10 protein-coding genes and 1 pseudogene are annotated in these 12216 nt (G+C 43.6%); 7 read left to right on the forward strand and 4 right to left on the reverse strand.

Annotated elements, in window-relative coordinates:
- Positions 1–13 precede the first annotated feature (13 nt).
- The 6 genes from dgoD (at position 14) to M3202_RS16965 (ending at position 6093) form a co-directional block, all read left to right on the forward strand.
- Positions 14–1204, forward strand: a complete 1191-nt coding sequence (gene dgoD / locus M3202_RS16940; protein ID WP_251224458.1) for a galactonate dehydratase — start codon at positions 14–16, stop codon at positions 1202–1204.
- Positions 1205–1460: 256 nt separating this feature from the next.
- Positions 1461–2165, forward strand: coding sequence for a response regulator transcription factor (locus tag M3202_RS16945; RefSeq protein ID WP_251224459.1), 705 nt, complete (start codon positions 1461–1463; stop codon positions 2163–2165).
- Positions 2162–3649, forward strand: coding sequence for a sensor histidine kinase (locus tag M3202_RS16950; RefSeq protein ID WP_251224460.1), 1488 nt, complete (start codon positions 2162–2164; stop codon positions 3647–3649). The genes M3202_RS16945 and M3202_RS16950 overlap by 4 nt, the downstream gene beginning before the upstream one ends.
- The gene (locus tag M3202_RS16955) at positions 3627–4724 is read left to right on the forward strand and encodes a LolA family protein (RefSeq protein ID WP_251224461.1); all 1098 of its coding nucleotides are present in this window, start codon (positions 3627–3629) and stop codon (positions 4722–4724) included. Before M3202_RS16950 ends, M3202_RS16955 begins: the two co-directional genes overlap by 23 nt.
- Positions 4725–4742: 18 nt before the next feature.
- Positions 4743–5024: a DNA-binding protein gene (locus M3202_RS16960; protein ID WP_251224462.1), complete on the forward strand. Its 282-nt coding sequence runs from the start codon at positions 4743–4745 to the stop codon at positions 5022–5024.
- A gap of 223 nt (positions 5025–5247) precedes the next feature.
- On the forward strand, positions 5248–6093 hold the full coding sequence (locus M3202_RS16965; protein WP_251224463.1) for an aldo/keto reductase: 846 nt from the start codon (positions 5248–5250) through the stop codon (positions 6091–6093).
- Between the two features lie 213 nt (positions 6094–6306).
- Here the strand turns inward: M3202_RS16965 and M3202_RS16970 are convergent, their stop codons facing one another.
- The 4 genes and pseudogenes from M3202_RS16970 to M3202_RS16985 form a co-directional block, all read right to left on the reverse strand.
- Positions 6307–7452: a Ger(x)C family spore germination protein gene (locus M3202_RS16970; RefSeq protein WP_251224464.1), complete on the reverse strand. Its 1146-nt coding sequence runs from the start codon at positions 7450–7452 to the stop codon at positions 6307–6309.
- Positions 7453–7466: 14 nt separating this feature from the next.
- Complete coding sequence (locus tag M3202_RS16975) at positions 7467–9014, reverse strand: spore germination protein (protein WP_251224465.1); 1548 nt, start codon at positions 9012–9014, stop codon at positions 7467–7469.
- Positions 9015–9023: 9 nt separating this feature from the next.
- Positions 9024–10097 carry a GerAB/ArcD/ProY family transporter gene (locus M3202_RS16980; protein WP_251224466.1) on the reverse strand — a complete coding sequence of 358 codons (1074 nt, stop codon included), beginning with the start codon at positions 10095–10097 and terminating at the stop codon, positions 9024–9026.
- 248 nt (positions 10098–10345) lie between these two features.
- Positions 10346–11036: pseudogene (locus tag M3202_RS16985) on the reverse strand (N-acetylmuramoyl-L-alanine amidase family protein).
- A gap of 360 nt (positions 11037–11396) precedes the next feature.
- On the opposite strand from M3202_RS16985, the gene M3202_RS16990 reads away from it, so the two are divergent.
- On the forward strand, positions 11397–11849 hold the full coding sequence (locus M3202_RS16990; RefSeq protein ID WP_251224467.1) for a hypothetical protein: 453 nt from the start codon (positions 11397–11399) through the stop codon (positions 11847–11849).
- Positions 11850–12216: the final 367 nt, after the last annotated feature.

Consider the following 12216-nt stretch of genomic DNA (forward strand, 5'->3'; position numbering starts at 1 on the left):
AGGAGGATAGTTAATGAAAATTACAGATGTAAAAGTAATTCCTGTTAATAGGTTTCTTTTTGTTGAAGTTCACACAGACGAAGGTATTGTTGGATTAGGTGAATCAGGGTGCTGGGGTTTTTTAGACGCATCGGCAGAGGCAGTTAAGAGCTTTAAAACCTACCTTTTAGGCCAAGATCCTTTACGGATTGAGCATCATTGGCAATATATGTATCGAAGCTTTCATTTTCGCGGGGCAGCAATTATGGGCGCTTTGAGCGCGATCGATATTGCTTTGTGGGACATAGCAGGAAAGTACTTAAATGCCCCGATTTATCAATTGCTTGGTGGGAAAGTTCGTGACAAAGCAAGAGTGTACTATCATGTCGGAGGAGAAACGACAGAAGATCTAATCAATAACCTCAAAGTGGCAAAGCAAAGAGGGTTCACAGCGGTTGGTCATTTGACTCCTTTTTTGGACGAAGATAGAGAATTACCATATTACGAAACGTATGCTGAGAAGATAGGAAATGCAATTGAGAGAGTTCGCTTGTATAGGGAAGCTGTTGGTGATGAAGTCGATCTGTGTATTGAAATACATAGAAGGCTTAAACCAGCGGAGGCAATTGCTTTTGCTAAAGGAATTGCACAATATCATCCATTCTTTATCGAGGATCCTACTACACCTGATAACTTTGATTCAATGACTCATATAGCAAATAACATTGATATCCCACTTGCAACAGGTGAAAGGTTCCATACACCTCAAGAGTTTGCTCATCTTTTAAGCAGAAATGCTGTTGATTATGTCAGGCCAGATGTATGTATGTGTGGCGGCATAACAGGTGCTAAAAAAATTGCTGCGTTAGCAGAGGCACATGATGCGATGGTTGTTCCTCATAATCCATTAAGCCCTGTTAGTACAGCAGCTTGTATTCAAATTGCCGCAAGCATTCCAAATTTTGCATTACAGGAGTATCCAGGTGACGACAGAGCTTCAGCGACAGAGCGGTATATTGCAGCTAAGACTGATGATAAAGATAAATCGTTCAGTCAAGCCGATGTGGTTAAGAAAACCTTGCCTTGTGAAGATGGCTATATTCTTATTCCTGAACTTCTGGGTGTAGGGGTAGAGTTGGCAGATGATGTCGAAACACGGTTCCCGTATTCTAGAAGAGAAATTCGAACCCGCCTTCATGTGGACGGTTCAGTAGTAGATCAATAAACTTATAGCAAAGGTCTCAGGTGGTTCATTGTCATCCGCTTGAGGCCTTTTTATATTCAGAATTTATCACCTTCAGTAATCTTATTACAAACTGAAGATTAACAAATAAAAGGCCACCTTCTTTGCTTCATTAACTTGGGTATCAGGAGCTTTTCCCTGCTCCAAAGGAAAAAGCGCATTCCCTATTTATAAAGAAACGATAAAATAGACAGAGATGAAAAATGCGCATGGTACATTGTAGTCAGGAGGAATAAGCATGGATGCACGATTATTGTTAGTAGAGGATGATCCGGAAATTGCCCGTGTCATTCGAGATGCGTTTTCCCGGGAAGGGTATGAGGTGACGTGGGCCACGACCGGACTGGAAGGCTGGGAGGATTTTTTGCGAGACACGTTTGATCTTGTGCTCGTTGATTTGATGCTGCCTGAAATGGATGGCTTTACTCTTTGCCGGAATATCCGCTGGAAAAGCGATATTCCGTTATTAATTATCAGTGCCCGGACGGAAGATGAGGATAAGGTGAAAGGGCTCGTTGACATTGGCGCGGACGATTATGTGCAAAAGCCGTTTAGCATTACCGAACTGAAAGCGCGGGTAGAATCGGCAATCAAACGCTGGCACCGCTATAAGGGGACGGCTGATTTCAGCGACACGACCGTCTATGATAACGGGTTAATGATTAACTGGGAGCAGCAAAAGGTGTTCGTCGATGCAAAGGAAAAAGAGCTGACAGTGAAGGAATTTGAGTTGCTTAAGCTTCTGACTCAGCATCCAAACCGGATCTTTTCTAAAAGCGAACTGTATCAGCATGTATGGCTGCAGGTCGATGCAAATGGACTGCATACCGTCACCGTTCATGTGAAGTCATTGCGGGAAAAACTTGGCGATCCGGTGAAAAGTCCCCGCTTTGTCCAGACCGTATGGGGAAAAGGCTATCGCTTTATCGGGGAGCCAACATGAAGCTGAAGACATGGCTGCTGCTCTCTTACTTTATCGTAATGGTTCTTCCACTGGCGGGCGCTTATTTCCTTGTCGCTTCAATTCAGGCCTATCATCATGAGCAAAATGTTGAGGAGTATTTTCAAACATGGTCTGAACTCCAGGCGATTATTGACGCGCTCGATGATCCGCTGCTGTACCAGCCAGCCATCGACTGGACGAGTGTTGAAGAGTTGACCAATGCTCAATTGTCCATTTCTCTTTATAATCGTGACGGTTTTACTTTATACAGTTCCACTCCATGGAACACCTCCTCCTTCGCCACTCCGCTGGACAGATTATATCAGGATTTATACAAGCTGGAGCAGGGGCACCGGGCATACAGTTACAGACAGCCCGTTTTTGAAAGAAATGAAGTGATTGGTTTTTTTGAAGTGCAAGTTGGCCGAAGTGAATGGCTCGCTGCTGTTGAGGAAAGAAGCTGGCTGACGTTCGCCGGATTGGCGCTCCTGTTTCTAGTTATCTATACGAGCGTCATTTTACTGCTTAATCGGAAATTAAACCGGCGGTTAAAGCTGTTGATGGAACAGATGACGGCATTTGCCAACCGTCAAGAGATCGAGGAAGTCAGAACCAATGAGGATGAAATCGGGCTGCTGACAGAGCATTTTTACCGGATGAAAAGGCAAATCGAAGACGCGCGAAAAGCGGTCGAGAAAGAGCAAAAGGAAAAGGAATATATGATTGCCACGCTGTCGCATGACTTAAAAACGCCCTTAACGTCGATTCGCGCCTATACCGAAGAAATTCTCCATTCAGGAGACAGGTTGGCGGAGGAGGAACGGAAGGAATACCATATGATCGTGCTTGATAAAGCCAATTATATGAAACAGATGCTCGATGACCTGCTGATGTTCACGCTGATGCAGTCATCTAATTATGAGATGACGTTCGTCAAGGTCGAAGGTCAGGAGTTCTTTGAAATGCTCGTTGCGGATTATGAGCCGCTCTGCCGCGAAAAAGGGATCACCATTCATGTGAGCTGTGAGGTGAGCGGCGCGTATTTCGTCAATCCGCAACAGCTGATGCGGGTGGCGGACAATTTGATGAGCAATGCTATCTTGCATACCGCGCCAGGCAAAACCATTTGGCTGGCGGTGTTTTCGGACACGCGCAGGCAGCCGGAGTGGCTTTTTCCATTTGCCGCAGAGCAGATGCCGTTTGCGGAGGAAGCGCTCTATCTGGTCGTGCAAAATGAAGGGAAAGGCGTCAAGAAGGAACAAGGACCGTATGTGTTTGATCCGCTTTACCAGGCCGATCAGGCGAGAACGAAGAAGGAATCCCGAGGAACGGGACTTGGGTTGAGCATTACAAAGCAAATTATCGAAAAGCATGGCGGCGAGGTCTGGTTTTTCTCAGAAGAGGAGTCCGGTACATGTGTCATTTGCCGCTTACCAAAACATGAAGGGGAAGGTGAGGAAGATGAACAAAAGGAATTTCGGTAAAGCAGCTGGTCTCGCGGGACTCTCCCTGCTGTTATTTGGGTGTGCCGCTGGCGATAGTCAGTATTCTCCAGAGCAGGTGCTGAGCCAGGCGTTAGAGGAGCAGGAAGGTATTCAGGCCTACTATGGGGAGGCGCAAGTGACGACCAGCGAGGGTGATGAGGTGATTGACCAATACAGCTTGAAGGAATGGGTTAGCGCGGATGGGAAGAGGCGGATCGACCTTGTGAACAGTGAGGGCGATTCAACGGAAATCTCTGTCAATACAGGAACGGCATTTATCAGCTACCAGCCGTTGGCGAATAAGGCAATGCGCTTCGACAGCTCGGAGGATGAGCTTTCTGCGCTTACGCCGATGTCTCCTAAGCAGCAGGCTGAGCACTTATTAAGTCTCATTCGCGATACGCACGCGATTTCAGCCGGACAGGAAGCGGAAATTGCCGGCCGGGCCGCTCATCATTTGATCGCGACGGCGAATGAAGAAGGCAAAATGCTCGGTGATCAGGAAATTTGGGTCGATAAAGAGAATTGGATGATCTTGAAAAATGTCTCCAGCTCAGGCAACTTGACGATCGATTGGACATATACGATGGTTGATTTTGAGGCTGAGATCACGGATGATCTTTTTGAACTGGAGCTGCCTGAAGATGTGGAATGGCAGGATCTGAGTATTACGGATCCGAAGGAGTTGACATTAGATGAAGCGATTGAATATGTCGGCAAGCCGTTTTCCTACATTCCTGAAACCGACGGGCTTGCGATTGAACGAATTGAAGTGCTGGAGCTTCAAGGGGAATGGGACCGCGCGGAAGTGACAATCGAATATGTGAAAGAAGGAGTCCCACATTTTTCGGTAACGGTATTTGAAGCATCGGAGCAGATGGAAGAGGAGTCTGCTTCCTTGGGGGAAGAAAAAATAATGATTCGCGGGCAAGAGGGGTCGTACTTAGAGTTAAATGAATTCCGCTCGCTAGTATGGCAGGAAGAGGGACTTTCCTATTCGGTTATCCTGGCTCATCCAGAGCTTACTGCCGACGGGTTTATCGAGTTGAGTGAGAAGATGATTGTTGCTGAATAATGAAAAGGGAGCGGAACAATGATTTCGTTAGCAATTGGCATTGCAGCTGCCGGTTATTTTATCGGCGAAGGGCTGAAGAACTTTCATAATCCTCAGGCGGAGGGTTTGCTCGACTCGGCTGAAGATGAGTACGAGCTGATCCGGGAGAAAGATGTTCATGATTTCCTGAATATCTCCAAGGAGGATGCCCGAAGCTTAACGGTCGAGCACCCGGATATTCCCCATGTCGTCTTAAACGGCACGATCTATTATCCGAAGCACAAACTCCGCGAATGGGTGATGCAGCTTGGTGAGTCGTAATCTGACAGGCTCAGCAGAAGAGGTTTCGAGCCTCGTTTAATGTTTGAAATGAAACAGAGGATTAGGCTGGGATAAAGGGTGTAAACCTTTGCCCAGCCTTTAAGCAATGAACGGAGCGATTGCTGCTGTCTCCATCTCGCTTTACGCGAGTATTAATTGGAGGAATATGTTAATCTATTCATAATGTAAGAGAGTTTACCAAGTCTGAAAGGGGATATGCGCAATGGGAAATGTCATTCCGGAAGTTACTCTTCATGACGGGATTACTATACCCGTCATTGGGTTGGGGACGTATCAATTAAGGGGTGAGCAAGGCGCTGAGGCGATTCGGGGTGCGATTGATGAAAGAGGCTATCGCCTGATTGATTCGGCCTATAATTATGAAAATGAGGGAACGGTAGGGGAAGCGATTAGACGCAGCTCGATTCCAAGAGAAGAGGTAATCGTTACCTCCAAGCTGCCGGGGCGTTACCAGGAATATGAAAAAGCTGAAATTGCGATTCGGGAATCGTTATTTCGCGCGAATCTTGACTATTATGACCTGTATCTCATTCATTGGCCGAACCCTAAACAGGATCACTATGTGGAAGCGTGGCAAGCTTTAATTCATGCGAAGAAGCAAGGGCTGATCCGTTCGATCGGGGTTTGCAATTTTTTACCGGAGCATCTTGAGCGTCTGGAGCGGGAGACGGGAATCAAGCCAAGTATTAATCAAATTGAGCTGCATCCTTTCTTTAATCAGGCCGAACAAAGAGCGTGGCATGAAAGCAACCAGATTAAGACTCAATCCTGGAGCCCGCTGGCGAGAGCCAATCAGGTTTTTCAAAACAAGACACTTCAGCAGCTTGCCGATAAATATCATAAGTCGGTTTCACAGGTGGTGTTACGGTGGCATTATCAGCTCGGCGCAATTTCCATTCCGAAATCTGCTTCTCCGGAAAGACAGCTCGAGAATATTTCCATTTTTGATTTTTCTTTAGAGGAAGCCGATATGAGGGCAATCTCGGATGTAACGCGTCCGGATGGAAGGATGAAAAATCAGGACCCGGCGATATACGAGGAATTTTAAGTGCTTGAGACAAAGGGGCACCGTTTCCCGGCTTCTATTGAATTAGGGCTGGGAACCCGCTCTTTGGCTGTCCTTTTCAGCTGAAAAATGGAAGGGGTTCCGTCAGGAAAATGCGGATTTACAACGTTAAACTATTTTTTTGGAAACAAAAACCTTGCTTCCCCAACGCTAAGCAGAAGAAGCAAGGTGAGTTAATAATTTCACTTGCCAGAATCACGAGGTGGATTCACCATGTTCATGTAATTTATATCTTCCAGGGTAAACAATATTCACCTCAACCTTTACATGGCGCAGGGAATCTTGGTTTAAAACGAGTTGCTGTTTTCCTGTGGCAATGCTCTTCCATTGATGTGGATGTTTGCGATACAAAGATTCGCCCAAATTGTAAATATCTATACCCTCTTTAAAAGCAGTTTGATACGTTTTGCGGATTTGCTCCTCTATTTTTTCCTGAGCCATTTGTGTGAGTTCCTTTTCGGTAAGGTCCGTATGCAATTCATTGATCCCTGCCTTCACTTTTACTGAAATATCGAAATACGCCTTGTTCAATTTCACAATAGGAGTCACTTCATATTTGGGTTTTTCTGCGACAAGAACAGCCGCAAGCTTCTCTTCGGCAAACAAATCAAGAGGTACTCGGATCGTGTGAGTACTTAGCCAGGGCATTCCCGGCAAATCCTTAAGATCCATTCGTCCATAATAATTGTGTAGATCATATACATGTATGCCAGAATATCTAAGCAGCTCTTTTGGTTTATTACTTTCCTGCCATTGACCTTTGCGAAGCGATAATTCCGGTATATAACTGGTTCTGGCCTTTTCGTTTGAGTCCAGTACAAATTGTTGCAGGCGGACCGGAGCAAGGATAGAACGCTGTCTGAAATTTTGCTCGGGATTGTGAAGAATGGATGCATTTGGCGATAATCTAAAAAATGGGGTTGCCAGCAAGATTTCTTCAAGAGGCTCTCTTGTGCTAAACAGCCAGGCCAAGTACCTTATTTCACGATAACGATTGATCAATTCCAGCACTTCTCCGACTTTGTTTTCCTTCATCAATCTCTCGCTGAACAAAATGGCAGAGATTTGTCCCCAGTTTAAGCGTTGTTGTGATGTACTGTACAAATCATTTGCCGCCTCCGTAAACGAGGAACCTTCGCCTTTGCCCACCCAAACCGGGGGCTGCTCCGCTTTTTGCTGTCCCTCCAGCTTGGCCACTGTCGAGAAATCAAGCAATTGCACATATAAGGTGTATTGACCATCGACATAGTCTATTCCAACAGCCGTAGCATAGTTCATGTTTTGCACTTCATAACTGCTCCAGCAACCGGTAAGGGTGAGAAGGAGGAGAAGTGCCACCATGCTTTTATATCTCCTCATTTTTTCCTGTCCCCTTGGCTTGTAGAATCTCGCATCTTCAACATGTCCGGTCGTGTTTTTCGCCATTGCCAAGGTAGTCGGAACAAAGCGTTGGCAAAGTCTTTAAATGGAGGTGATATTGGGGCCAAGTAAGGCAAGCCGCATGAACGCAAAGAAGCTAAATGGCTGAGCACAATAAATAATCCAAGAAAGAAGCCATAAATGCCAAGCATGGCAGACAGAATGAAAAGAAAAAAGCGTAAGACACTAATCGTACCAGCCAATGATAGGCTCGATAAAGTTGAACCAAAGATCTGTGTAATTGCTCCGATGACAACAATACCAGGGGATAAGAATCCTGCACGAATGGCTGCATCCCCCAGGATAAGTCCTCCTACAACCGTTACCGTGCTGCCGACCGCAGAAGGGAGTCGGGTACCAGCTTCCCGCAGGATTTCTAAGAAGATAAGTACAATAAACATTTCAGTTGCCACATCAAAAGGGATTCCCAACCGGTTAATCCCCAAAGTGGCAAGCAGATAATAGGGAAGCTGATCTTGATGATAGGAAAGAATGGCAACAAAAAATGCAGGAAGCAGTAGCGATACGGACAAACCAAGTAAACGAAGCGTTTGACCAAATGTAGCTGACAAAGCAGTAAAGTGGATATCTTCGGGTGCTTTCACAAGCAAAAATAAATTGGCAGGCGCAATCAACGCAGCTGGTGTACCATCCACAATCAACGCTACACGGCCATTTAGCATACAGTTAGCGGTAAAGTCTGGTCTGCCTGTATACCCCATCAAAGGAAATAATGCTTTTGTCGGTTCCATTAATTCTTCTAGCTGAGTGGCGCTAAACGCTCCGTCAATGTGAAGATCATCTAATTTATTCTTTACATCTTGAACAATCTTAGGATCAACAATGTCACGCATGTATAGAATCGCAACGGTTGTTTTCGTGCGAACGCCTACTTTTTTCGTTTCATAAACCATACTGGTTGATTTGATTCGTTTCCGAATTAACGCCACATTGACTCCAAGTTCTTCCACAAATCCATCCTTTGGTCCACGTACCGAGACCTCAATACTGGATTCTTCCGGATTTCGCGCTGGTTTTTTTGAGATATCGAGGGAGAATAAGGAGCGTAGGGTCGGAATAAACAAAAGCAGTTTGCCTTCAAAAATATCCGTTTCGGCCGTTTGCTCCCACTCTTCAAGAGTAACGAACTCTAATTGCAGTTGGCTCGACTCGACCATTTCCTCCTGATGATGAAAACCATTGTTTTCATAAAATCGGGTCAAATGAGGAAGCACAGTTTCATGAATGAATGTTTGGTTGTCACTTAACCCCTCACAATAAAGCAATAGGATTCTCGATTGTTCATCATCAGGGTTTAATTTGTAAACATGGTGCTTAACATCTTGACACATTTTAAAGTGTTGGATGAGTGATTGTTCATTAAGCGGTTGCAAGACTGTTGCCTCTGTATTAGGCGATGGCCTCTTGCTTTCTGCCCCCTGATTTCCAAATAATCTTATCATTCGTCGGAATAGTTTATTCATCCTAGCTAGTCACTCCTTTTGGCGAATTCTTGAGATGATCATTCGACCGACATACAGGATCAAGGTCCCTACTGTAAAGATACAAAATGAAGGAAAATAAAATCTTCCTAACAAGTCTAGAAAAGCTATGTCGCTCATCGGCAGCAAAATGGCAACAAGCATGGCCAATGCGCCAAATAACACGGGTAACCATCTGCGTTTTTGTAAATTCCACAATTCTCCCAAGAGATAGATAGAAAGGGACACACGAATAAATGTACCGGATAGCCACTGATAAATCGAAAAAAAATCGACATGCTCCACATATTCTCCCAGTCTCACGATTCTCCATTGAGCGTAAGCGGGGTATCTCTGGTTAGCCGCTTCATCAGGGCCGAACATCGCAATCGATCCCATCAATGGTCCTAACGTAAGTCCTGTAAGGATGAAGCACATCAACATCAAGCTTTTAAATCCTGGTTTCTTTGTTAATTTGTGCTGAATCAGCAACATCAAGAAAGACAACTCCAGCAATCCCCCGGCAACGTAAGGAACACCTTTCCATAATGGAGCTGTCCCGTTTTCTAACAAAGGAAAAAGCAGGGTATAATCTTTAAACTGAAAATTGGCAATCGCCACAAGATGACCTAGAATAACAACAAATGGCAACAATATTCCGCTCACAATTGCAATTGTACGGAGTCCTTGAAAAGCAGCAAAGAAGCATGCAACAAGTGTAGTTCCCGCAAGAACTAGTATCGGTGTTTGCGGCAAGTAAGATGCGATTGTCCATGTTAGAGTATCTTTTAAGGAAATAAAGCCCATGAGCCATAATAACAAACTATAAATAATCACTAAGATTGCAGATAAAAACTTTCCAAAGTGCTGATCTAGCCACTTTTTAATGTGTTGATTGTTCATGTTTTGAATGATGTAGTTCAAGCAACCAATCCAGACAGGTGAAGCGACAAAAACAAGAAGCACTACGAGCCAGGCATCTCGCTTTGATGCTTCGAGTAGTAAAGGGATAATAATCACGTGGTTCATTAATCCAACCGAAAGCATAATAATCATGTATGACTGAATAGGAGTAATCTTAGGCAAAAACTCACCTCAAATCCAACAATTGGAAATAGAAACATCATGAGCTATAATTCCCTTAACAACTTCGTTCTATTCATCTGATATTAAGCTAGTCCTGGCTTATATCGGCCGGACCAACTTAGAGCAAGAAAAAAATGCTAAGCCCGTCACATCAAAGGCTTAGCGTATATTTTGTTCATCCAGCCTAGTTATCCATTTTGATAAAACTTTAACGTGCTTGCAGTCAAGCAACCGTTAGCCCAACGAAACTACACATTTTCAATAATAATCCTTTGTGCTGTTCTCAGGTTGCGTTGTACAGTTCTCAACACATTTTCTTCTTCTGCGTAAGCACCTACTTGCACACCGTCAACAATTACACGTTTAATAGCCATATTGCTTTTCAGATTAGTCGATTTTCTCTTCAAATTAAACGCGCGTGCTAACCCATTAACATGCCCTTGGACAACCGCTTGCCGCCAATTCGGGTCTCTTAATTTTTGGGCATCGCTTGCATGATCAATAAATCCGTTCTCCGTTAATAAAGCGGGCATTCTGGTTTCTCGCAGTACATGGAAATTGGCCTTTTTTTTGCCACGGTTATGCAAGTTATTTACTTTGACAATTTCTAATGTCCCGAATGAACGCTGTTCTCGATGAATCAGACAAACTGTTATGAATATAATCTTCATACCCATGTGCTGAACCGTTAAATGCATTAACGTGGATGGATAGAAAATAATCTGCACCCCAAGCATTCGCATCATCTGTACGTTCTTTTAAGCTGCGCGTAATATCTGCTGTTCTACTCATTTTAATTTGCAGGCCTTCATAATGGTTTTCCAAGAGATTTCGAATGCTATGGGAAATATTTAAGGTAATTTCTTTTTCCTGCATCCCATTGCCAATAGCTCCTGGGTCCACTCCCCTGTGACCAGGATCTAAATATAATTTAAACATTTTACACCACCTCGTACAAATGCAATATGATCGAAGAGTAACGGAGGTATAGGAATTCGTCTGAGGTACATATAAAAATAGGTGATGATAGGCATTACATTTCATTGAATCAGATGATTTATTTTAAAGCTAAGAAATTTTCCAAATGCGAGACCATATGTATGAGCAGCAGCAATTAATGTTCCATATTTTTCGTGGGTCAGGCAAACTCTTGTATAGACAGTAGGCTGATTGATTATTGATGCTTCTTTCTTAACAAAACACCTAAGTGATTCTCTGTGCATACACTGTATCATTACTACAGGATTATGATTAAATACAACTCAGTCCATACATAAAATAATCAAGGAGAGGTTAATTTTGAAAATTCCAAAGACAGCCAAAGTCAGTATCCCCTTTCCATCCGTATGGGGGATTGATGCTTCTATTGCGGGGAGATCCATTATTAGAGGTATACTTACCATTGATTCCATTGTAGACAACAAAGTAGTAGGTACAGTTAATTTTCGTGGTATACCTATTCCGATTAATGGGTATTGGGACGAAAGAGCTAAACAAATAAGTTTCGATTCACCATATGCCTCCTTTTTTGGCAACTTGACAATATTTGATGAGACCGCTATAAGCATTCGGCATTTCGTTTTAAGTGGACGGTTTATAATGAAACCTCCCTCTTTGCTGGCTGGTGAATACGGAAATTGGATTGCTACAACCTTTACAACCCGTTTGGGACCTCCCATATATACTAATGTTTTACCACCTGCTGGTGCCTTTTCAGTCTCAAGTATGCTCTTGGGACAGCAATTATTTTAATTAGACCATGACTTTATAAAAACAACCTTCGTTTGTGATTGACTAAGGTTGTTTTTTAAAAAGTGTTCTCGGAAAATACAGCCTTGCTTTAAATCTGAGTTTAGCGTATATCTCCGTTAAAATGTACTCGGAACCCTTTGATGATCGTGCCTAGTTAGATAAACAAATACTTCCTTATAGAAATAGCCTGCTTGATTAGGTATGTTGTTTCACAATCCCCGGAAATTTTTAATATAAGTAACTCAAACTTCGCAGACTGAAATTGATAAATAAGCCTTGATATAGGTAGGCAGACCGCTAATCCATTGCTGAAGTTGACTTTTCATCCATTTTTGAATAGTTTTATTTGACTTTTTAAGGGTATCTT

Source organism: Halalkalibacter oceani, assembly GCF_023715605.1.
Lineage (GTDB): Bacteria > Bacillota > Bacilli > Bacillales > Bacillaceae_D > Halalkalibacter > Halalkalibacter oceani.